19 protein-coding genes and 1 tRNA gene are annotated in these 21,036 nt (G+C 70.3%); 11 read left to right on the forward strand and 9 right to left on the reverse strand.

Annotation, left to right across the window (positions count from 1 at the left end; translation table 11 throughout):
- The first annotated feature begins 382 nt into the window (after positions 1 to 382).
- A complete protein-coding gene (locus QF027_RS24135; RefSeq protein WP_306979058.1) occupies positions 383 to 1,894 on the forward strand; it encodes a PP2C family protein-serine/threonine phosphatase in 1,512 nt (503 codons plus the stop codon).
- Between the two features lie 82 nt (positions 1,895 to 1,976).
- A complete protein-coding gene (locus QF027_RS24140; protein ID WP_307077010.1) occupies positions 1,977 to 3,443 on the forward strand; it encodes an aminopeptidase P family protein in 1,467 nt (488 codons plus the stop codon).
- A gap of 670 nt (positions 3,444 to 4,113) precedes the next feature.
- On the opposite strand, the gene QF027_RS24145 is transcribed toward QF027_RS24140, so the two are convergent.
- The 3 genes from QF027_RS24145 to QF027_RS24155 form a co-directional block, all read right to left on the reverse strand.
- Complete coding sequence (locus QF027_RS24145) at positions 4,114 to 4,947, reverse strand: triphosphoribosyl-dephospho-CoA synthase (RefSeq protein WP_306979053.1); 834 nt, start codon at positions 4,945 to 4,947, stop codon at positions 4,114 to 4,116.
- Positions 4,948 to 4,956: 9 nt separating this feature from the next.
- Positions 4,957 to 5,895 carry an intradiol ring-cleavage dioxygenase gene (locus QF027_RS24150; RefSeq protein WP_307077012.1) on the reverse strand — a complete coding sequence of 313 codons (939 nt, stop codon included), beginning with the start codon at positions 5,893 to 5,895 and terminating at the stop codon, positions 4,957 to 4,959.
- Between the two features lie 87 nt (positions 5,896 to 5,982).
- A complete protein-coding gene (locus tag QF027_RS24155) occupies positions 5,983 to 6,426 on the reverse strand; it encodes an ATP-binding protein (RefSeq protein WP_306979050.1) in 444 nt (147 codons plus the stop codon).
- Positions 6,427 to 6,656: 230 nt separating this feature from the next.
- Between QF027_RS24155 and QF027_RS24160 the strand changes: the two genes are divergently transcribed.
- The 9 genes from QF027_RS24160 to QF027_RS24200 all read left to right on the forward strand — a co-directional run bounded on the left by QF027_RS24160 (position 6,657) and on the right by QF027_RS24200 (position 16,517).
- Positions 6,657 to 7,478: a hypothetical protein gene (locus QF027_RS24160; RefSeq protein WP_307077014.1), complete on the forward strand. Its 822-nt coding sequence runs from the start codon at positions 6,657 to 6,659 to the stop codon at positions 7,476 to 7,478.
- A gap of 153 nt (positions 7,479 to 7,631) precedes the next feature.
- On the forward strand, positions 7,632 to 8,369 hold the full coding sequence (locus QF027_RS24165; protein ID WP_307077016.1) for a YcnI family copper-binding membrane protein: 738 nt from the start codon (positions 7,632 to 7,634) through the stop codon (positions 8,367 to 8,369).
- Positions 8,370 to 8,445: 76 nt separating this feature from the next.
- Positions 8,446 to 9,102: an SCO family protein gene (locus QF027_RS24170; protein ID WP_306979043.1), complete on the forward strand. Its 657-nt coding sequence runs from the start codon at positions 8,446 to 8,448 to the stop codon at positions 9,100 to 9,102.
- Positions 9,099 to 9,551, forward strand: coding sequence for a copper chaperone PCu(A)C (locus QF027_RS24175; protein ID WP_306979041.1), 453 nt, complete (start codon positions 9,099 to 9,101; stop codon positions 9,549 to 9,551). Before QF027_RS24170 ends, QF027_RS24175 begins: the two co-directional genes overlap by 4 nt.
- Before the next feature lie 13 nt (positions 9,552 to 9,564).
- Positions 9,565 to 11,541, forward strand: coding sequence for a copper resistance CopC/CopD family protein (locus tag QF027_RS24180; protein WP_307077018.1), 1,977 nt, complete (start codon positions 9,565 to 9,567; stop codon positions 11,539 to 11,541).
- A gap of 8 nt (positions 11,542 to 11,549) precedes the next feature.
- Positions 11,550 to 12,851 (forward strand): iron uptake transporter deferrochelatase/peroxidase subunit, encoded by a 1,302-nt coding sequence (efeB, locus tag QF027_RS24185; protein WP_307077020.1) that lies wholly within the window; start codon positions 11,550 to 11,552, stop codon positions 12,849 to 12,851.
- Between the two features lie 124 nt (positions 12,852 to 12,975).
- Complete coding sequence (pheA, locus tag QF027_RS24190) at positions 12,976 to 13,908, forward strand: prephenate dehydratase (protein ID WP_306979033.1); 933 nt, start codon at positions 12,976 to 12,978, stop codon at positions 13,906 to 13,908.
- 531 nt (positions 13,909 to 14,439) lie between these two features.
- The gene (gene serS / locus QF027_RS24195; protein WP_306979031.1) at positions 14,440 to 15,717 is read left to right on the forward strand and encodes a serine--tRNA ligase; all 1,278 of its coding nucleotides are present in this window, start codon (positions 14,440 to 14,442) and stop codon (positions 15,715 to 15,717) included.
- Complete coding sequence (locus QF027_RS24200) at positions 15,714 to 16,517, forward strand: HAD family hydrolase (protein WP_307077023.1); 804 nt, start codon at positions 15,714 to 15,716, stop codon at positions 16,515 to 16,517. Before serS ends, QF027_RS24200 begins: the two co-directional genes overlap by 4 nt.
- 298 nt (positions 16,518 to 16,815) lie before the next feature.
- Here QF027_RS24200 and QF027_RS24205 read toward each other — a convergent pair.
- The 6 genes from QF027_RS24205 to QF027_RS24230 form a co-directional block, all read right to left on the reverse strand.
- Positions 16,816 to 16,921, reverse strand: a tRNA-OTHER gene (locus QF027_RS24205).
- A gap of 268 nt (positions 16,922 to 17,189) precedes the next feature.
- Positions 17,190 to 17,444: an SGM_3592 family protein gene (locus tag QF027_RS24210; RefSeq protein WP_444876091.1), complete on the reverse strand. Its 255-nt coding sequence runs from the start codon at positions 17,442 to 17,444 to the stop codon at positions 17,190 to 17,192.
- A 49-nt stretch (positions 17,445 to 17,493) separates the two neighbouring features.
- Positions 17,494 to 18,213, reverse strand: coding sequence for an ABC transporter permease subunit (locus QF027_RS24215; RefSeq protein WP_266562505.1), 720 nt, complete (start codon positions 18,211 to 18,213; stop codon positions 17,494 to 17,496).
- A 10-nt stretch (positions 18,214 to 18,223) separates the two neighbouring features.
- Positions 18,224 to 19,135: an ABC transporter ATP-binding protein gene (locus QF027_RS24220; protein WP_307077026.1), complete on the reverse strand. Its 912-nt coding sequence runs from the start codon at positions 19,133 to 19,135 to the stop codon at positions 18,224 to 18,226.
- Entirely contained in the window at positions 19,132 to 20,040 is a 909-nt protein-coding gene (locus QF027_RS24225) for an ABC transporter permease subunit (RefSeq protein ID WP_307077028.1), read from the reverse strand. The genes QF027_RS24220 and QF027_RS24225 overlap by 4 nt, the downstream gene beginning before the upstream one ends.
- Positions 20,030 to 20,995 carry an ABC transporter ATP-binding protein gene (locus QF027_RS24230; RefSeq protein WP_306986622.1) on the reverse strand — a complete coding sequence of 322 codons (966 nt, stop codon included), beginning with the start codon at positions 20,993 to 20,995 and terminating at the stop codon, positions 20,030 to 20,032. The genes QF027_RS24225 and QF027_RS24230 overlap by 11 nt, the downstream gene beginning before the upstream one ends.
- Between the last annotated feature and the right edge of the window lie 41 nt (positions 20,996 to 21,036).

Genomic DNA, 21,036 nt, shown 5'->3' on the forward strand with positions numbered 1-21,036 from the left:
CACTGTGCGTACCTGTTGGCGCATCACACCCTTGTCCGAGACAAGGGGAACCCCATACTGCGTCTATCAAAAGCCTGGGCGTGGCGGGGGGTGGCGAAGTCTGGCGTTTTGCCGTCCCGCGTATTTCTCTCCGCCTCCGCCACGGGAGGATGGGGCTCGGTCGTCGGTGGCTAAGACGCCCGGGTCGGTCACCAGGTTCCGGGTGGCTGCCCACCACCCCTGGTCCTTACCGAGTACGTACCCATCACGACCGCTGTGACGCTCTGTGGAGCAAGGCCAGTCGACCTCAATACACCGTAACCCGAGGCAGTTTTTAGCCAACTTTTCCCTTCGACCCAGTCTCCACCGGTTACCCACGGACACCAGGAATCCCGGCAGGACAATGCTGGACATCCCCTTACGAGTGCGTGTAGATGTGGAGACACTGCTAGCGGCGCAGAATGACATGGGGGTTTGCGATGCTTTTGAGCAATACGCACCAGTCCGAAAGCCGGACGCCATGAACGCCCCTCACCCTCCGAAAGTGGCTGGAATCGATTCAACGGTTCCCGCACCCGCACACACTGTCGCGCCCGCGCCAGCCGCCCCGGCCATCCCTTCGGTCTCCCCGCCGAACGCACCCGGCGCCCTGCTCCAGGACCGGCTCGCCGGTTGGGTCTCCGACCTCACGACCCTCCACGAACTCACCGAACGCCTCGTCCGCACGGATGCCCTGTCCGACGCTCTCCAGGAACTCCTGCGCGCCGGAGCCGCCCTCGTGGGAGCCCGGCGCGGACTGGTCGTCCTCGAACCGGGCGACGGCCTCGGCCCCGACACCACGATCGGTCTCGGACTCGCCCGCGCCGACCTCGGGCACATCGAGACCGTCCCGCGCAGCTCCATGTCGTACGGAAGGATCCTCGACGGACTGCCGGGCGGCGACGGCGAGATCGCCCAGCCCGACCTGCTCGCCGAGGACGGCCTCGACCCGCGCCACCGCGAGGTGGCCGCACGCCTCGGTTACGCGGCCAGCTACGCGCTTCCCCTGTCCACCGCCGGCGCCGGCCGCCTCGGTGCCGCCGTGTGGCTCTACGACGAGCCCGCCGAACCGTCCGAACGCCGGCGCCACCTCGTCGGTCTGTACACCCGCCATGCCACCGAGCACCTGGCCCGGCTCCTCGAAGTCGAGCGCACGCGCGCGCGCATGGCGACGCTGGCGGAGGAACTGCTGCCGTCCCGGCTCCCCCGCGTCGCCGGTGTACGGCTCGCCGCCCGCCACCGCACCGGTCCGCGCGGCGGCGGCGACTGGTACGACGCCCTGCCGCTGCCGGACGCGGCGCTGGGCCTCGCGGTCGGTTCGGTGACCGGCAGCGGCGCGAGCGCGATCGCCGCGATGGGACGCCTCAGAGCCTCCCTGCGGGCGTACGCGGTCATGGAGGGCGAGGACCCGGTCGCGGTCCTGTCCGACCTGGAGCTGCTGCTCAGGCTCACCGAGCCGGCCCGCTCCGCCACCGCCCTGTTCGCCTACTGCGAGCCCGCGCTGCGCAAGATCACGCTGGCCGGTGCCGGGCACTGCCCGCCGCTGCTGATCGGCGAGCGGCGCGCCGACTTCGTGGAGACCACCGTGTCCGCGCCGCTCGGCATGCTCGCCTGCTGGGAGGCGCCCAGCGTGGAGCTGTGCGCCGAGCCGGGAGAGACGGTTCTGCTGTACACCGACGGGCTGCTGCACCGCACCGGCGACGCCACCGACCGGTCCTTCGCGCGCCTGCACGCGGCCGCGGCAGGGGTCCCGAAGGCGCTGCGCGGCGACCCCGGCGCCGTCGCCGACCACGTGCTGCGGGCCGTGCTGCCGGACGGGCTGGACGAGGCGGACTCCGAGGAGGACGTCGTCCTACTCGCGGCTCACTTCGAGTAGCAGGTGGTAACAGGTCCTTCGGCCCTGGGCCCCCTTCCGTACGACCGTACGATGGAGGGGGTCCAGTGCCGTATCTAGGAGGATGACCGTGGCCGACGAGCTCACCCCGGAGACCCCGGAAGAGTCGGAAGAGCCGATCAAGAAGCGTAAGAACGGCCTGTACCCGGGCGTCTCCGACGAGCTGGCCGAGAGCATGAAGTCCGGCTGGGCCGACACCGAGCTGCACGACCTGGAGCCGATCGCGCAGGCCGCCGAGACCGCGGCCCGCCGTGCGGCGCTGTCCGCGCGGTTCCCCGGCGAGCGGCTGGTGATTCCGTCCGGCAACCTGAAGACGCGCTCGAACGACACGGAGTATCCGTTCCGGGCATCCGTCGAGTACGCCTATCTCACCGGCAACCAGACCGAGGACGGCGTGCTCGTCCTGGAACCGGCCGCCTCCGGCGGTCACACCGCCACGCTCTACCTCCTGCCGCGTTCCGACCGCGAGAACGGTGAGTTCTGGCTCTCCGGACAGGGCGAGCTGTGGGTCGGGCGGCGGCACTCCCTCACCGAGTCCGAGAAGCTGTACGGCATCCCCGTCTCCGATGTGCGCGAGCTGGCGGACGCGCTGCGCGAGGCGACCGGCCCGGTGCGGGTCGTCCGCGGGTACGACGCCGGCATCGAGGCCGCGCTGACCGACAAGGTCACCGCCGAGCGGGACGAGGAGCTGCGGGTCTTCCTGTCCGAGGCGCGGCTCGTCAAGGACGCGTTCGAGATCGGCGAGCTGCAGAAGGCGGTCGACTCGACGGTCCGCGGCTTCGAGGACGTGGTGAAGGTCCTCGACAAGGCCGAGGCCACCTCCGAGCGGTACATCGAGGGCACGTTCTTCCTCCGCGCGCGTGTCGAGGGCAACGACGTCGGCTACGGCACGATCGCCGCGGCCGGGCCGCACGCGTGCACGCTGCACTGGGTGCGCAACGACGGGGCCGTGCGGTCGGGTGAGCTGCTGCTGCTCGACGCCGGTGTCGAGACGCACACGTACTACACCGCCGACGTGACGCGGACGCTGCCGATCAACGGCCGCTTCAGTCAGATCCAGAAGAAGATCTACGACGCCGTGTACGACGCTCAGGAGGCCGGTATCGCGGCCGTGAAGCCGGGCTCCAAGTACCGGGACTTCCATGACGCGTCCCAGCGGGTACTGGCCGCCCGGCTCGTGGAGTGGGGGCTGGTCGAGGGGCCTGTGGAACGGGTGCTGGAGCTGGGGCTCCAGCGGCGGTGGACGCTGCACGGGACCGGGCACATGCTGGGCATGGACGTCCACGACTGCGCCGCCGCGCGGGTGGAGTCGTATGTCGACGGGGTTCTCGAGGCGGGCATGGTGCTGACCGTCGAGCCCGGCCTCTACTTCCAGGCCGATGATCTGACCGTGCCCGAGGAGTACCGGGGTATCGGGGTGCGGATCGAGGACGACATCCTGGTGACGGAGGAAGGGAACCGGAATCTGTCGTCGGGGCTGCCTCGGCAGTCCGACGAGGTCGAGGCGTGGATGGCCCGGCTCAAGGGTTGAGTCTCGACTGCGGGTGGATCGTGGCCGGTCGCTCCCCTGGGTGGGTTCGTGGTGGGGGTACCGCTCGGGCCGCTCGCGGACCGGCGTGGAGCGCGCGGCGCGGCCGTGCTGCTGGCGCCGGCCACGGGGCTGGCGGTGGCGTCCTTCCTGGGGCACGCCGGGGTGGCTGTTGCTCGGCGGGGGGACGCTGGTGGCGTCGTACGCGATGGGACCGGCGACCAGGAGAGCCGCCGGCCCTGCATCGGAGCCGAGTATGGGGCGGGCTGTGCTCGTGAAGTGACGGGCGGCCGCACTCGTGAGGTGACGGGGGTCGAGGTGGGCCGCGCTCGGTGCTGACGGATGCCGAGTGGGCCTCGATCGGGCACCGACGGGCATCGGGTGGGCGGTACTCGGGCGGTGACCGACGTCGAGTGGGCCGCACCGGGCACCGACAGGTGTCACGTGGCGCACGCTCAGGCACCCACGGACATCGGATGGCGCACGCGGGAAGTGACCGACGTCGGACAGACCGCACCGGGCACCGCCCACCACCGGACAGCCCACACCCCGCACCGCCCACCACCGGACAGCCCACACCCCGCACCGCCCACCACCGGACAGCCCCCACCCGGCACCGGCAGGCGCGCCCGAACGCGCCCCGTGGACTGGACGGGACAGGTGTCCGGTGGCGTCAGGCAGGCCGTGGGGCGGTCGGCGCCGGGAGTGTGTCCACGAACAGGGCACCCGCGAGCAGCCCCGCGCTGCCGCGGGGGCTCCACGCGCGCGCGTGGAGGTCGGTGTCGAGGGCGAGCAGGGCCTCGCGGCCCGCGTCCGTCGTCGTACCGCCCGCCTCCAGGACGGCGCGGGCGCCCGCCTGGACATGGCGGAGGCCCGACGGGCCTGCTGTGTAGAGGAGTTCGGTGTCCTGGAGGGTGGACATCACGGTGAGCAGGGCGTCCAGGCGGGCCTGGGCCTCGTCGGCGCCCGCCTTGCGGGAGGCGGCCAGCGCGTCCAACGCCCGCCGTACGTGCGGGAATCCGGCCCGCGCCTCGCCCCGGGCGCCTGCCGCGCCGTACTTCGCGGACACCGAGGAGCCCCGGGAGGGCCGCCGCGGGGCCCGTCTGTCGCTGTGCGCGGCGATCTTCTTGGCAGCCGTGGCCACGTCCTTGGACCGCGCCCCCGGGTCGAGGGCGGCCGCGGCGACCAGCAGACCGAGGGTCCACAGGGCACCGCGGTGGCCGCCCCCGGCCAGGCCCACCGAGTGCTCGGTGCAGCGGCCGATCGCGCCCAGCTCCGCACGCAGCTGGGGACTGGGCGCGCCGATGCGACGGGCGGCGGCGGCCATCGCCGCGAGGCCGGGCGCGAGCGCCTTGGCCGACCAGCGCAGGGAACTGTGGTCCGGGCTCGTGGCGCGAACGCCGAGGTCACGCGGGTCGGGCAGGCCCGGCTTGGGAGCCAGGGCCAGCTGACCGGTCAGCGCGTCCACGGCGGCCAGTGCCAGCGCCTCGTCCTCGCGGCTGCTCATGGCCGTACCTTATGGGGACGCGGAGGCCGAGGGACTGGCACTTTCGGACGGAGCGCCGCTCGGCGGTTCGCCCGACGGGGCCCCGCTCGGCGGCGTGCCGCCACCGCCGCTGCCCGCGCCCGTGTTCTCGGCGTCCGGGTCGATGGCGAGGGACAGGGAGCCCTTGTAGCCCTGAGACGGGTCGGCCTTGTGCACGGCCTTGAGGGTGAGCAGTCCGCTCGCGGCGCCGCCGCCGTCGTAGACCATGTCGTCGTCGAGGGTCGTGTAGCTGCCGGAGTGCCGGGAGTAGGGCTCCAGAGCGAAGATCTCCCCGGCGATCGTGTCGTCGAAGAACAGCTGGCCGGTGTAATTGACCGTGCCGCCCTCGTAGGTGCCGTCCTCCTTCTCACCGCCGGTGTGCACCTTCACATGGATGTGGCAGGTGCGCGGGATGTACCAGCCCGGGAAGATCGTCTCGAACTTCACAACCCCGTTGGCGTTCGCGATCTGGTAGCCGCGCAGGTAGGTGTTGTCGTTCGCGGTCGAGCCGTCCTCGCTCTCCGCGGGGGCGGAGCCGCCGGGGTTGGCGGTGGTGTAGCCGGAGTAGTAGCCCCAGGCGTCGCAGTGCCAGATCTCCACGGCCGCTCCCTTGACCGGGGTGCAGCCGTCGGTGGCGTCCACGACGGTCAGTCGCAGGGTGAGCGGGACACCGCTCTTGCCCTCGGTGATGTCCTTTCTGACCAGGGCGCCGTCGAGGTAGTACGGGCCTTCGGTGACGCTCGACATGAGCGTCATGCACGCGCCGGTGCTCGTCGCCGAGGCGGTGGCCGTCGCCTCGGTGGTGTCGGTGGTGTCGGCGAAGGCCGACTGGTACCCGGTGACGGCGAGCCCGCCCGCCGCGACCGTTCCGCCGGTCACCGCGATGGCGCGGCGCCGGGTGATGCCGGAGTTCCTGTGGTTTCCCGTCATGGCCGGGACCGTAGGAATCCTGTCCGTCAGGACCTTGAGGGGACGCTGTGCGCAACCTGAGGATGCTGAAAAGCTGAAGTCTCCGGTTCACACCGCCATCAGCGGTGCGTCTTTCCTCCACTTGAGGATCTTGTCGAAGCTCACCACGGCGCCACGGCCCGGTTTGTTGCCGATCTGGACGTGGTCGGCGAGTTCGCGGATGAGACAGAGGCCGCGGCCGCTCTCCGCCTCCATGGGCGTGGGGCGGGGCGGCCGCACGGGCGGGAAGCCGGGGCCGGAGTCGGTGACTTCGATACGGCACTTCTCGCCGTCGAGGTAGGCGGTGACCCGGTACGCCGCCGAGGAGTCCGGCAGCCCGCTCTCCCCGCCGTGCTCCACTGCGTTGGCGCAGGCCTCGCTGAGGGCGAGGGAGAGATCGTAGGAGACGTCCGGGTCGACGCCCGCGGTCTCCATGGTGCCGAGCAGCAGGCGCCGGGCGAGCGGAACGCTCGCAGCCTCGCGCCGCAGATGGAGTGACCACCAGATGCTCATGCTCCAGCCTCCTGGCCGCGGCTCGACATACCGTTACGTATTGCCGCGCACGCCCCGGAGTAAGCACATCGTTGACGTGATGCCGCCCATACGGGGGATGCGCCGGTGGCAATGACCGGTGTATGTGGGGCAGCCCGGGTCAGAAGTGACCTTCCGGTCGTACACCCCCTACGTCATCTTGTGGACCTGCCGTATGGCGCTCATAAGCCCAGTGCGATGATGAGCCCGCCATGACTGCCCCCCACGCGCGTTCCGGAGGGGATCTCCGGGTTCTGCGGGCCGCGGTGTTCGCCGCGGTCTGCGTCGTGCTGGCCGCGGCCGGCCACTCGATCGCCTCCTGCGCCACGGTGCCGCTGTGGACGCTCGGTGCGGCGTTCGTCGGGGCCGTGCTCGTCGTGGCACCTCTTGCCGGGCGCGAGCGCTCACTGGCGGGGATCGCGACGCTGTTGGCGGTCGGACAGACCGTGCTGCATGTGCTCTTCGGGCTCGGGCAGCACGGCACGACGGCGATGTCGTCGTCCATGTCGTCGATGTCGTCCGCTCAGTCGGCGTCCGACGCCACGCTGGTCCAGCAGGCCGCACGGCTGCTGTGCGGGACCACCGCCGCGGCGATCAGCCCGGCGCAGGCGCAGAAGATCCTCATCGACGCGCGGCTCCAGCCCGGGACGGGCACCACGGCGGTGCACCATTCCGCGGACGTCATGACCGGCTCCTCCGTCTGGCCGTCCCTGCCGATGGTCCTCGGGCACGTCCTCGCGGCCGTCGCCGCCGGGTGGCTGCTGCGGCACGGGGATCTGGCGCTGCTGCGGCTCGCCGAACTGTCCACATGCTCGGCGCATTCGGTCGCGGAAGGGGCGCTCGTACGGTCTCTGCGGGGGGCCCTCGCGCTGGTGCGCGCCCTGCGTGCGGGGCTGCCGGGGGCGCCCGAGGCCGGACCACGCGCCCCGCTGGCGGCGTCGCTCGTGCCGCCCCGACCGCGTACCGCGGCACTCCAGCACACGGTGATCAGGCGCGGTCCCCCGGCCGCCGCCGGACTCGTTCTCGCCGCCTGACGCGACGCGACCACCACTCCACAACTGAGGGACGTTCCTGAGGTGAGGGACGTTCCTGAGGGACGTGTGAAAGGGGCCGCCGTCGTGCGGCACGCGCGTGTACACACGCGTATCCCTCTTCACCGGAATCCCTTTCGAAGCGGAGTGCTGTTCATGAAGGCTTCTCGTCTCGCCGCCACCGGTGCCGTCGCCGCCACCGCCGTCATCGTCCTGTCCTCGCCCGCGTTCGCGCACGTCAGCGTGCAGGCCGAGGGCACCGCCGCCAAGGGCGGTTACGCGGTCGTGGACTTCAAGGTCCCCAACGAGCGCGACAACGCCTCCACCACCAAGCTCGAGGTCAACTTCCCGACCGACCACCCGCTGGCCTCGGTCATGCCGGAGCCGATGGCCGGCTGGAAGATCGAGGTCACCAAGTCCAAGCTCGACAAGCCGCTCGAACTGCACGGCGAGCAGATCACCGAGGCCGTCTCCAAGGTCACCTGGACCGCCGCCACCAAGGACAGCGGCATCCCGACCGGCTACTTCGAGAAGTTCCCCGTCTCGATCGGCGCCCTGCCCGAGGACGCCGACGAACTGGTCTTCAAGGCGATCCAGACGTACTCCAACAAGGAGGTCGTGCGCTGGATCGAGGTCCAGGAGGACGGCGCGGAGGAACCCGAGACGCCGGCTCCCGTCCTCACCCTGTCCGCGGCCTCCGAGGACGGACACCACGGCTCGACGGCCGCCGAGGACGCGGACGCCAAGACCGAGAACGCCGCCGCGACCACCGAGGCCGACACCGGTGACAGCAGTGACACCACCGCCCGCGTCCTCGGCGTGGTGGGCATCGTCGTCGGCGCCCTGGGCGTGGCCTACGGGGTGCTCGCCGGCCGTCGGCGCAGCGACGCCTGACCCTGTTTCGCGGGACGCGCGCCGGGGTCGTACGGCCCCGGCGCGCATCGAAATCCTTACCTCTGGGACATTTGATATGCGCAAGAAGACGTTCGCCGCGGCCGCGCTGATCGCCGCCGCCACCCTGACCCTCTCCGCCTGCGGCAGCGGTGACGACAGCGACTCGCCCGTCTCCGTGGTCTCGGAGGAGGCCGGCTCCGACAAGGCCGCCACTGTCCTCGACCAGCCGTTCGAGAAGCCGGACCTGGTTCTCACCGACACCAAGGGCGAGAAGTACGACCTCCGCAAGGAGACCGCCGGCAAGCCGACGCTGATCTACTTCGGCTACACCCACTGCCCCGACATCTGCCCGCTCACGATGAACAACATCGCCGTCGCGAAGAAGCAGCTGCCCAAGTCCGAGCAGGACAAGCTGACCGTCGTGTTCGTCACCACCGACCCGGCCCGCGACACCCCGGCCGAGCTCGGCAAGTGGCTCAAGGGCATCGACACCAGGTTCGTGGGCCTGACCGGAGACTTCGCCACCATCCAGGCGAGCGCCCGCACCCTCGGCATCTCCATCGAGCCGTCCCACAAGGACAAGAAGACCGGCAAGACCGTCTCGGTGCACGGCACCCAGGTCGTCGCCTTCTCCCCGAAGACCGACGAGGGGTACGTCCTGTACGGCGAGGACGCCTCCGTCGACGACTACACCAAGGACCTGCCCAGGCTCATCAAGGGGCAGAACCCGTGAAGCGTTCCCCCACCGGGCTCGCCGTACTGACAGGAGCGGTCCTGCTGCTGGCCGGCTGTTCGGATTCCGACGGCTCCTCCGGAGACCTCACCGTCTCCGGCGCCTACATCCCGCAGCCCGTCTCCGCCGACATGGCCGCCGGGTTCATGACGATCTCCAACTCCGGCTCGTCGAAGGCCGAGCTGACCTCGGTCACCAGCGACGACGGCGAAGTCACCATGCACGAGACGACCGGCGGCGCGATGGAGGAGGTCTCCCGCCTCTCCGTCCCCGCCCACGGTCAACTCGTGTTCAAAAGCGGCGCCAACCATCTGATGTTCGACAAGCTGAAGCAGGCTCCGAAGCAGGGGCAGACGGTCACCGTCGAACTGCACTTCGCCCAGTCCGACCCCGTCGTCGTGAAGATGCCGGTGAAGTCGGCGACGTACGTCCCGAAGACCGGACACTGAGGGAGGGATCACCTTGACGCAGACCATCGCCCCCCGCGTCCGGACCCTGGTACTGCTGCTCCTGGCCGCGTGCGGCCTGCTGCTGACCACGGCCGGGCCTGCCTCCGCGCACGCCGCGCTCACCGGCAGCGACCCCCAGCAGGGGGTGGTGGTCGACAAGGCGCCCGACCAGGTCTCGCTGACCTTCTCCGAGAAGGTCGCCCTGTCGAACGACTCGCTGCGGGTCCTCGACCCCAAGGGCAAGACCGTCCAGCAGGGCAAGCCGTTCGAGGTCGGCGGCACGACGTACGGCGTCAAGGTCCACAGCGGCCTGCCGGACGGCACGTACACCGTCACCTACCAGGTCGTCTCCGCCGACAGTCATCCCGTCGCCGGCGCCTACACCTTCTCCGTCGGCGCCCCCTCCACCACCTCCGTCTCCGTCTCCGGGGACACGGTGGGCGGCGGGGCCGTCGGCTGGCTGTACGGCTTCGGGCGGTACATGTCGTACGCCGGTTTCATCGTGCTGGTCGGCGGCGCCGCGTTCGTGCTCGGCTGCTGGCAGCGCGGCGCCGGAGTGAAGCCCATGCAGCGGCTCGTCGTCGGCGGCTGGCTCACGCTCACCTCGGCCACCCTGCTGCTGCTCCTGCTGCGCGGCTCCTACACGGGCTCCGGGAAGGTGGGGGACATCTTCGACCTGGATCTGCTCGGAAACGTGCTCCAGACCAAGGCGGGCGCGGCCCTCGTGTCCCGGCTGCTGCTGCTCGCGGCGGCGGCGCTGTTCATCTCCGTGCTCTTCGGGGCCTATGACAAGCGCGAGGACGAGGAGAAGCGGGACCTCACCTTCGGGCTCGCGGTCGGCGGGACCGTCGTCGCGGCCGGACTCGCGGCGAGCTGGGCGATGGCCGAGCACGCCTCGGTCGGGCTCCAGGCAGGCATCGCGATGCCCGTCGACGTCGTCCACCTGCTGGCCGTCGCCACCTGGCTCGGCGGGCTGACCGCACTGCTCGTCGCGCTGTACCGCTCCGACGCGCCGATCGAGTCGGCCGCCGTACGACGGTTCTCCCAGGTCGCCTTCGGCAGCGTGGTCGCGCTGGTGGCGACCGGCGTCTACCAGTCATGGCGGCAGCTCGGCTCCTGGTCGGCGTTCACCGGGACCCGGTACGGGCAGCTGCTGCTGGTCAAGATCGGGCTGGTGGCGCTGCTGGTCGGCATCGCGTTCCTCTCGCGACGGTGGACCGCGCAGCTCGCGGACACGGTGGCGCAGCGGGGGAAACGGGTGCAGCAGAAGGAGCGGGTCGCTGCCAATGCCTCCGGGTCGGGGTCCGCGTCCGGGTCCGGGTCCGGCAAGGCCAAGGGCGCCAAGGGAGGCGGTTCCAAGGACCCCGGTCCCTCCAAGGGCGCCGCCGGCTCCAAGCGGGCCGCTCAACTCGCCCGGCAGCAGGCCGCTATGGACACCGCGCGGCAGAAGCGGACGCGGGACGCCGATCCGAACCGGTTCGGGCTGCGCCGCTCGGTGCTCGCCGAGGCCGGTGTCGCGGTCGTGCTGCTGGCGGTCACGACCGTGCTGACGCAGACCGAGCCCGGCCGTACGGAGGAGGGCGCCAAGGCGGCCAAGGCGGCTTCCTCTTCTTCGTCGTCCTCCTCGTCGGACGCGTCGGACTCCTCGGGGGCGCTGACGCTGGACATGTCGTTCGACACCGGCGGCACGGACGGCAAGGGCGTCGTGACCGTCGACTTCGACCCCGCGCGCGTGGGCGGCAACGAGATGCACGTCTACGTCCAGCGGCCCAACGGCCGCGCCTTCGACATCCCCGAGGTGAAGGTCGCCCTCACCCTGGAGGCCAAGAAGATCGGGCCGCTGGCCATCACCCCGGACCACATCGCCACGGGCCACTGGTCGGCGAGCAACGTGCAGATCCCCATGGCGGGTGACTGGAAGGTCGCCGTGACCGTACGGACCTCCGACATCGACCAGACGACCGTCTCCAAGAACGCGCAGATCGGCTGAACCGCACCATGGCTGAACAGTCCATTCCCGTCGCCGGCACCGAAGAGGGCGGCTCCGTCGAGGGGAGCGCCTCCGCCGAGGGGGGCGTCCCGGCCGGCAGCGGCATCTCGCGGCGCGCCCTGCTCGGCACCGCCGGTGCCACCGGGCTCGTCCTGGGCGCGGCCGGCGGAGCCGTGGGGTACGCCTCCGCGCCCGCCGCGGCGACCCCGCTGACCTCCGTGGGCAGCGACGAGGTGATGTTTCACGGGAAACATCAGCCCGGCATCGCCGAAGGCCTCCAGGCCCGCGGCCATCTCGTCGCCTTCGACCTGGCGGCTGGCGCGGGCCGCAAGGAGGCCGCCGCGCTGCTGCGCCGCTGGTCACAGACGGCTCGGCAGCTGATGGCGGGCGAGGCTTCCGGGTCCCACGACACGGATGTCGCCCGGGACGCCGGGCCCTCCTCGCTGACTCTGACCTTCGGCTTCGGGCACAGCTTCTTCACCCGCACCGGTCTGGAGAAGCAGCGGCCGGTCGCCCTCGACCCACTGCCCGACTTCTCCTCCGACCAGCTCGACAGGACCCGCAGCAACGGCGATCTCTGGGTGCAGATCGGCGCCAACGACGCACTGGTCGCCTTCCACGCCCTGCGCGCGATCCAGAAGGACACGGGCAGCGCGGCGAAGGTCCGCTGGCAGATGAACGGCTTCAACCGCACGCCGGGGGCCACGGCCCACCCCATGACGGCCCGCAACCTCATGGGCCAGCTGGACGGCACGCGCAATCCGAAACCGGGCGAGCCCGACTTCGACCAGCGCGTCTTCGTCCCGGAATCCGGCACCCCCGCGTGGATGGCGAACGGCTCCTACGCCGTCGTACGACGGATCCGGATGCTGTTGGACGACTGGGAGAAGCTGTCCCTGACGGCCCAGGAGGCGGTCGTCGGGCGCCGGAAGGCGAACGGCGCGGCGCTGTCCGGGGGCACCGAGACGACGGCGATGGATCTGGAGAAGACGGACGCGAAGGGGAATCTGGCGGTGCCGATCAATGCGCACGCCCGGATCACCCGGCCCGACCAGAACGGGGGTGCTGCCATCCTGCGCCGCCCGTTCTCGTACCACGACGGCATCGACGCGGACGGGGTGCCGGACGCCGGGCTCCTGTTCGTCTGCTGGCAGGCCGACCCCTTGCGCGGCTTCGTCCCGCTCCAGCGCAAGCTCGACCGCGGCGACGCACTCTCCCAGTACATCCGGCACGAGTCGAGCGGTCTGTTCGCGGTGCCGGGCGGGGCGGCGGAGGGGGAGTACGTGGGCCAGGGGCTGCTGGAGGGGTGAGGGTTCGGGCCGTGCGGGTCACGCGAACGTCCGGGGGTGGCCCTTGGTCACGCCGTTTCACTCAGCGGAGGGGCAGTCGTGAGACTCCCGCGCCCTGTTCCACAAGGGCCATTAGGGTGAGGTCATGCCAGCGAGCTATGCCTATCTCGGCCCTGAGGGCACCTTCACCGAAGTCGCGCTGCGAACGCTTCCCGAGGCGGCGACCCGGGAGCTGATCCCCTACGTGTCGGTGCAGTCCGCGCTGGACGCGGTGCGCGCGGGTGAGGCCGAGGCCGCGTTCGTGCCGATCGAGAACTCCGTCGAGGGCGGCATCACCACCACCCTCGACGAACTGGTCGCGGGCGCCCCGCTGATGATCTACCGCGAGGTGCTGCTGTCGATCACCTTCGCGCTGCTGGCCAGGCCGGGCACGGAGCTGACCGACATCAAGACGGTCTCGGCGCACCCGGCCGCCCAGCCGCAGGTGCGCAACTGGCTGAAGACGCATCTTCCGGATGCCCACTGGGAGTCGGCCGCCTCCAACGCGGACGCGGCCCGGCTGGTCCAAGAGGGCCAGTACGACGCGGCCTTCGCCGGCGAGTTCGCGGCCGCCCGGTACGGCCTTCAGGCGCTGGAGACCGGGATCCACGACGCCGAGAACGCGCAGACGCGGTTCGTGCTGGTCGGCCGCCCGGCCCGGCCCGCGGCACCGACCGGCGCCGACAAGACCTCCGTCGTGTTGTGGCAGCGCGACGACCACCCCGGCGGGCTGCGTGACCTGCTGGGCGAGTTCGCCACCCGCGGTATCAACCTGATGCTGCTGCAGTCCCGGCCCACGGGTGCGGGTATCGGCAACTACTGCTTCTGCATCGACGCCGAGGGCCACATCACCGACCGCCGGGTGGCGGAGGCGCTGATGGGGCTGAAGCGGATCTGCCGAGAAGTGCGGTTCCTCGGTTCGTACCCGCGTGCGGACAAGGAACCGGTGGACCTGCGGGCGCCGCTGACCGGCACCTCGGACGAGGAGTTCATGGCGGCCTCGGACTGGGTGGCCCGGTGCCAGGACGGGCGCTTCTGACCTGTCTTACCTGCAGATTTTAGTTATCCACAGAAGTTATCCACAAGCCTGCGTCTCGACCTGGGGACAAGTCGACACTGAAGCGTGGCCCTGTCGACAAATCGTCCTACGGACCCCTCCGGCGTTCACAGGCGCGCACATCACCCTTCGTCCGTTCTTTTCCCTTGGGTAACCCTTTGGAGTGACCGCTTTCCACTCGAAAGTAGGGGTAGATGTGGGTTTACGTGGGGAATCCTCGGCGTGATCCCCAAGTTTCGGAGTGATCAATTCCGAAATCCACAGATCCTCCGCACAGCCTGTGGATAACTTTCCGAGGGGTGGGGACTCCTGTGGACAACCGTGCGCCAAGTCCCGTTCTCCACAAGGGAGTCCAGTCAACCCGACTCCTCGCGCATGCTTCGTCCCGGGGACACCCGGTGCTTTTCATTGACACACACCGCAATTCACCCATAACGGAACGTAAGCGGCGATTCGCTACTGCTGGGAATAGTGAGTCGTGGGCCGTATCCCCGCACCGGTAGCCTTGACCGCGTGATTGACCTTCGCCTGCTCCGTGAGGACCCCGACCGAGTGCGCGCCTCGCAGCGCGCCCGTGGAGAGGACGTCGCCCTCGTCGACGCCCTCCTGTCTGCCGACGAGCGGCGCAGGTCGTCCGGCGTCCGCTTCGACGAGCTGCGTTCCGAGCAGAAGTCGCTCGGCAAGCTCATCCCCAAGGCCACTCCGGAGGAGCGCGCCGAGCTCCTGAAGAAGGCGGAGCAGCTCAAGGCGGACGTCAAGGAAGCCGAGGCCGCGCAGAACGACGCCGACGAGGAGACCAAGCGCCTCGCGTCGCAGCTCGGCAACCTCGTCCACCCCGACGTCCCCGTGGGCGGCGAGGAGGACTTCGTCGTCCTGGAGACGCACGGCACCATCCGCGACTTCGGCGCCGAGGGCTTCGAGCCCAAGGACCACCTGGAGCTCGGCGAGGCGCTGGGCGCCATCGACGTCGAGCGCGGCGCCAAGGTGTCCGGCTCCCGCTTCTACTACCTGACGGGCGTCGGCGCCCTGCTGGAGCTCGCCCTCGTCAACGCGGCGATCGCGCAGGCCACCGAGGCGGGCTTCACCCCGATGCTCACCCCCGCGCTGGTCCGCCCGCGCGCCATGGAGGGCACCGGCTTCCTCGGCCAGGCCGCGGAGAACGTCTACCACCTGGAGAAGGACGACTACTACCTGGTCGGCACCTCCGAGGTCCCGCTCGCCGCGTACCACATGGACGAGATCCTCGACGCCGACAAGCTCCCGCTGCGCTACGCCGGTTTCTCGCCGTGCTTCCGCCGCGAGGCCGGCACCTACGGCAAGGACACCCGGGGCATCTTCCGCGTGCACCAGTTCGACAAGGTCGAGATGTTCTCGTACGTCGCTCCCGAGGACGCGGAGAACGAGCACAGGCGGCTCCTGGACTGGGAGAAGCAGTGGCTGACCGGCCTGGAGCTGCCGTTCCAGGTCATCGACGTGGCCTCGGGCGACCTCGGCGCCTCGGCGTCCCGCAAGTACGACTGCGAGGCGTGGATCCCGACCCAGGGCAAGTACCGCGAGCTGACCTCGGCCTCCAACTGCGACGGCTTCCAGGCGCGCCGCCTGTCCGTCCGTATGCGTGACGGCAAGAAGGTCCAGCCGCTGGCGACGCTCAACGGCACGCTGTGCGCCGTACCGCGCACCATCGTGGCGATCCTGGAGAACCACCAGCTGGCCGACGGCTCGGTGCGGGTGCCCGAGGTGCTGCGTCCGTACCTGGGCGGCCGGGAGCTGCTGGAACCGGTCGCCAAGTGAGCAGTGACTTTCCGTACCGGCTGATCGCGACCGACCTCGACGGAACACTCCTGCGCTCCGACGAGTCGGTCTCGCAGCGCACCCGTGACGCGCTCGCCGCGGCCACCGCGGCGGGCGCCGTCCACATCGTCGTGACGGGACGCGGCGCCCGCTGGACCAGGCACGTCCTCGACGACCTCGGCTACGACGGCCTCGCGGTCTGCGCCCAGGGCGCGCAGGTGTACCACGCCGGCGAGCACCGTCTGCTGACGTCGGTGACGTTGGACCGGCAGCTGGCCGGCGTGGCCCTCGCGAAGATCGAGGCGGAGGTCGGCCCGCTGTACCTGGCGGCGAGCCGCGACGGCCTCGACGGCGACGTGATGGTCGGGCCGGGGTACGCGGTGACGGGCGCCCTGCCGTCGACGCCGTTCACGGACGCATCGGATCTGTGGGCCGCTCCGCTGAACAAGATCTACATCCAGCATCCGGAGCTGTCGGACGACGAGTTGGCGCAGGCCGCCGTTCGGGCCGCGGGCGGTTTCGTCTCGGTCGCGATGGCGGGCCAGGGCATCGTCGAACTGCTGCCGCTGGGCCTGTCGAAGGCCACGGGCCTGTCGTTGGCCGCTCGCCGCCTGGGGGTGAAGGCCGCGGACACGATCGCCTTCGGTGACATGCCCAACGACCTCCCGATGTTCGCCTGGGCGTCGTACGGCGTGGCGATGGCGGACGCGCACGAGGAGCTGAAGGCGGTCGCCGACGAGGTGACGTCCTCCAACGAGGAGGACGGCATCGCGGTGGTGCTGGAGCGGTTGCTCGGCTGACGGCTACGCGCTGTCCGGCCGGCCCGGGAGCTCGTCGACGGGCCGGCAGCGCGTGCACCGGCCCCACGGCCGCTTCGCCGTCGGCCGAGCTGGTCGACGATCACGCCGCAACCGGCCCGCCCACCGCCGCGCTCCTCGGCCATGTCCGTGACGGCGGCCGCCTGCACCGACTGGGTCCCGGGCCGCACGGAGTTCCGCTCCCCACTCGATGGCCGCGGCAGCACCGAGCGGAAACCGCCGGCCCTTCTTGACGTACCCCGGCCAAGAAGCCCGGCCAGGTCCCAGTGACAACGTCTCGCGGAGGATGCACGGATCGAACGTGCGCGGGCTTTCCAGACCCGACCACGACTCGCTTCTGATTCAACACAGCGCAAGCCGGTGCCTTACCACTCGGCCAATCCTCCGGGTGGGCGGCCTCACGCGAGAGCGACATCGCGTGCTCGAAGCGGCCGCCCCGGGCAGTTCCTGCGGGTGGACTCGACGGTGGCGTAACTACACCGGAGTCCTCCGCGTGCTGCCCTGGCGGGAGCTGGACGTACTGTCGTGCATGGACATCGCCCGGCTCCTCCCCAGAACGTGGCGCCGGACCGTCGTCCGGCGGTGTGGACATCAACCACTCTGCCGGTACGACGAGTTGGGCGCCACCGATTAAATGCGGCCGTGTGTTCGAGCCTACCGGCGCCGCCAGCGCCGACGGCGCTTGCTGAAGAACCACCCAGCGGGCGGCTCGTCGGAGCGCCAGGGCTGCGGTTCGGGCTCCTCGTCACGCCAGCGCGCCGCCAGCATCCGGGCGCGGGCAGACGGCTCGGTCGTGCCTGCGGACCGTATGAAGTCCTCGTCCAGGACCAGCTCGTCCCAGTCGTCTGCCATGCCCGTTCCCTTCGACTCCCAGCCGAACGTTCCCCTTTGTCCAGTCTGCCCGGACAAGGATGAAGTCCCTGTCAGTAAGCGGGACATCAGTGACACGTCGGGGCGCCTACTCCTCGCCCGCCAGCGTCAGCGACCGCAGCTTCTGTCCCGCGTACCAGGTGGCGAGGACGGTCACCACGACCAGCAGCACCGTGGCCGTCGGCAGGCCGACGTCCGAGGTGACCAGGTCCCCGCCCGCGACCTTGTGGGCGACGGCCAGCGACCACTGCTGGACGCTCAGGGTCCTCGCCCCGGCGACCAGGGAACCGAACAGGGCCTCCCAGACCAACGCGTAGACGAGCCCGAAGACCACCGCGTGCCGGGACACCGTGCCGAGCAGCAGGAAGAGCGCCGCGTAGGCGATCGAGGAGACCAGCGCGGCCACCGTGTAGGCGACGGCGATCTGCTGGCCGTTGCCGTTGAGGATGAACCCCGCGATCAGCGTCGGCAGGGCGGAGAACACCATCGTCACGGCGATCGCCACGATCAGCTTGGTGAAGATGATCGTCGGCCGCTTGACCGGCTTGGACAGCAGGTACACCACCGAGCCGTCGTCGATCTCCGGGCCGATCGCGCCGGTTCCCGCGATGACCCCGATGATCGGCACCATGGTGGCGAGCGCGAGCCCGCCCAGCAGGTCGGATGCGGTCTGGTCGTCGGCGCCGACGAGGGCGCGCACGATCACGGAGATCACGATCAGCAGCAGGGGCAGGGCGCCCAGGATGAGGGCCCGGCGGCGGCCGAGCAGGGCCCGATAGGTGAGTCGGGCGACTGTGGGGTCGTACATCTTCGGCCTCCTACGCCGCGACAAGATACGAGAAGACGGACTCGAGGGACTCGTCGGACGGCGAGACCGTGAGCAGCCGGATGCCGTGGTCGCGCGCGACCTTGGGCAACAACGCGGTGAAACGGCCGAAGTCGACCGCCTGGACGCGCAACGCGCCCTCCGCCAGGTCGACTTCGATGCCGGACGTCGACGGGTCGGCGATCAGCGCGGCCGCGAGGGCGCGGTCGTCGCTGGAACGCACCAGGTAGCGGTGGGGACGGTCCGTCATCAGCCGGCGGATCCTGCGGAAGTCACCGCTGGCCGCGTGCCGGCCCGCGACGATGACCTCGATGTGCCAGGCGAGCTGCTCGACCTCTTCGAGGATGTGCGAGGAGAACAGCACGGTACGGCCCTCGTCGCCCATGCGCCGCAGCAGGTCCATGAGCTGCATGCGCTGGCGCGGGTCCATGCCGTTGAACGGTTCGTCGAGCAGGAGCAGCGAGGGGTCGTGGACCAGGGCGGACGCCATCTTCACGCGCTGGCGCATGCCCTTGGAGTACGTCGAGATCTTGCGGTCCTGCGCGTACTCCATCTCGACCGTGGCCAGCGCCTTCTGGGCGGCCTTGGCACCCAGACCGTGCAACTCGGCGTTGGCGACGACGAATTCACGGCCGGTGAGGAAGTCGTACATCGCCTCGCGCTCGGGGACGATGCCGATGTGCTGGTAGATCGCCTCGTTGCGCCACACCTGCTGTCCGTCGAGGGTGACGGTGCCGGTGGAGGGGGCGAGGAAGCCGCCCATCATGTTGATGAGGGTGGACTTCCCGGCGCCGTTGGGGCCGAGGAGGCCGGTGACGCCGGGGCCGATCGTCATGGTGATGTCGTTGACGGCGACCACGTTGCCGAACCAGCGGGAGACATGGTCGATCTGGAGCGTGGTCACAGTCCCACCTTCTTGTAGCGGCGCATCAGGAGGCCGTAACTGCCGGCGATCAGGCCGAGGACGGCCAGGACGTAGACCACGCCCTCGCCGCTCGACGGGCCGACCGCTCCCGGGAACGCCGAGCTCGCGCCGAGAAACGCGGACTGCAGTCCGTCGATGAGCGTGACCGGCGAGAACAGGCCGATCCACGGAACGGCACTGGAGCTGCCCTGGGCGTCCGCGATCGCCTGGACGGTGGAGACCGCGCCGTAGGAGATGGTCAGCACGGCGATCACCGCCGCGATGCCGAAGCCGCGGCGCGGGGTGACCGACGCGATGACCAGGCCGATACCGGCGAAGAGCAGCGAGAGCAGCGCCACGGAGACGAGTCCCTGCCCGAACCCCTTCGTCTGGTCGGCGAAGTCCAGCTTGGCCAGCAGCGCGCCCACATAGAGCACGATCAGCGGGGCGGCGGTCAGGATGAACATCGCCGAGGCCAGCGCCGCGTACTTCGCGCGCACGTAGTCCGCGGTCTCGATGGGCCGCGAGAAGTAGAGCGGCACGGTCTTGAAGCGCAGGTCGCGCGAGACGGACTGAGGGGCCTGCGAGGCGACGTACAGGCTGATGACGGCCTGCATGATGATCGCGTAGCGCGTGTAGTCGACGGGCAGGTCGTTCGCCTTCGTGGCAACGGCGACGGCCACCATGATGGCCGCGGGCACGCACATCACGACGAACAGCAGCATCGGCAGCACCTTGGACTTCACCGAGCGGCCGAGGCCGTAGGCGCCGCGCAGGGACTGCGAGTAGAGCGAGCGGGTGGCGTAGGAGCGGCCGAGGCGAGGGCCGTCGTAGGTGCGGTAGCCGATGTTGTGGATGCGGGTCTGGTCGCCCGAGGGGGCGGTGACCGGGTTCTCAACTGCCATGGCCGACGGCCTCCTTCCGCTGCTCGTCCTCGTTCGTGAAGACTTCCGAGATGTGGTGCCTGCGCTGCTCCATGCGCACCAGGCCGAGACCGAGGTCGGCGACGACGTCCCGGACGAGGTCGTAGGTCTCCTCGCCCTGTGCGGTCAGCAGCAGGATGTGGCCGGCGCCCGGCAGACCGCTCTGGGAGTCGAGCGCCTCCACCCCGCGCGCGTGGAGCGCCTCGCGCACCGCGCGGGTGCCGTCCGGGTGCTCGTCGCTGTCGGTGACCTCGACCGCGAGGGTCGTCGTGGTCTGGGTGAAGTCGGTGGTGGAGCTGGAGCGCAAAAGCTTGCCGCCGTCGATGACGACGACGTGGTCGCAGGTGCGCTCGAGTTCGCCCAGGAGGTGCGAGGTCACCAGGACCGAGATGCCGAAGTCGGTGTAGATACGTCGGATCAGGCCCAGCATGTCGTCGCGGCCGACCGGGTCGAGGCCGTTGGTCGGCTCGTCGAGGAAGACCAGCTGCGGGTCGTGCACCAGGGCCTGCGCGAGCTTCACGCGCTGCTTCATGCCGGTGGAGTAGCCGCCGATGGGGCGGTAGCGCTCCTCGTACAGGCCGACATGGCGCAGGGTGTCCGCGGTGCGCTCGCGCGCGGCGGTGGGCGGCAGACCGGACATGCGGGCCATGTGCACGACGAACTCGGTGGCCGAGACGTCCGGCGGCAGGCAGTCGTGTTCCGGCATGTAGCCGACACGCTCGCGGATGGCGGCGCCCTTGGTCGCGACGTCGAGCCCGAGCACTTCGGCACGGCCTTCGGAGGCGGGGGACAGACCCAGCAGGATCTTGATCATGGTGGACTTGCCGGCTCCGTTGGCTCCGACGAGTCCGGTCACACCGGGTCCGACGTCCAAGGAGAGCCGGTCAAGAGCGGTCACCCGGGGGAACCGCTTGCTCAGGCTTTCGGTCGCGATCACAGTCACGTCGTCGACAGTAGTGACGCGGACCACTCAGGTCG

Origin of the sequence: Streptomyces canus (assembly GCF_030816965.1) — a bacterium.
Lineage (GTDB): Bacteria > Actinomycetota > Actinomycetes > Streptomycetales > Streptomycetaceae > Streptomyces > Streptomyces canus_E.

Coding starts and splice junctions, on each gene's coding strand:
- QF027_RS24170 (WP_306979043.1), top strand. CDS start 8,446: ATGCGCAAGAAGACGTTCGCCGCGGCCGCGCTGATCGCCGCCGCCACC.
- QF027_RS24135 (WP_306979058.1), top strand. CDS start 383: ATGCTGGACATCCCCTTACGAGTGCGTGTAGATGTGGAGACACTGCTA.
- QF027_RS24155 (WP_306979050.1), bottom strand. CDS start 6,426: ATGAGCATCTGGTGGTCACTCCATCTGCGGCGCGAGGCTGCGAGCGTT.
- QF027_RS24150 (WP_307077012.1), bottom strand. CDS start 5,895: ATGACGGGAAACCACAGGAACTCCGGCATCACCCGGCGCCGCGCCATC.
- pheA (WP_306979033.1), top strand. CDS start 12,976: ATGCCAGCGAGCTATGCCTATCTCGGCCCTGAGGGCACCTTCACCGAA.
- QF027_RS24160 (WP_307077014.1), top strand. CDS start 6,657: ATGACTGCCCCCCACGCGCGTTCCGGAGGGGATCTCCGGGTTCTGCGG.
- QF027_RS24225 (WP_307077028.1), bottom strand. CDS start 20,040: ATGGCAGTTGAGAACCCGGTCACCGCCCCCTCGGGCGACCAGACCCGC.
- efeB (WP_307077020.1), top strand. CDS start 11,550: ATGGCTGAACAGTCCATTCCCGTCGCCGGCACCGAAGAGGGCGGCTCC.
- QF027_RS24215 (WP_266562505.1), bottom strand. CDS start 18,213: ATGTACGACCCCACAGTCGCCCGACTCACCTATCGGGCCCTGCTCGGC.
- QF027_RS24145 (WP_306979053.1), bottom strand. CDS start 4,947: ATGAGCAGCCGCGAGGACGAGGCGCTGGCACTGGCCGCCGTGGACGCG.
- QF027_RS24140 (WP_307077010.1), top strand. CDS start 1,977: ATGACCGTGGCCGACGAGCTCACCCCGGAGACCCCGGAAGAGTCGGAA.
- QF027_RS24165 (WP_307077016.1), top strand. CDS start 7,632: ATGAAGGCTTCTCGTCTCGCCGCCACCGGTGCCGTCGCCGCCACCGCC.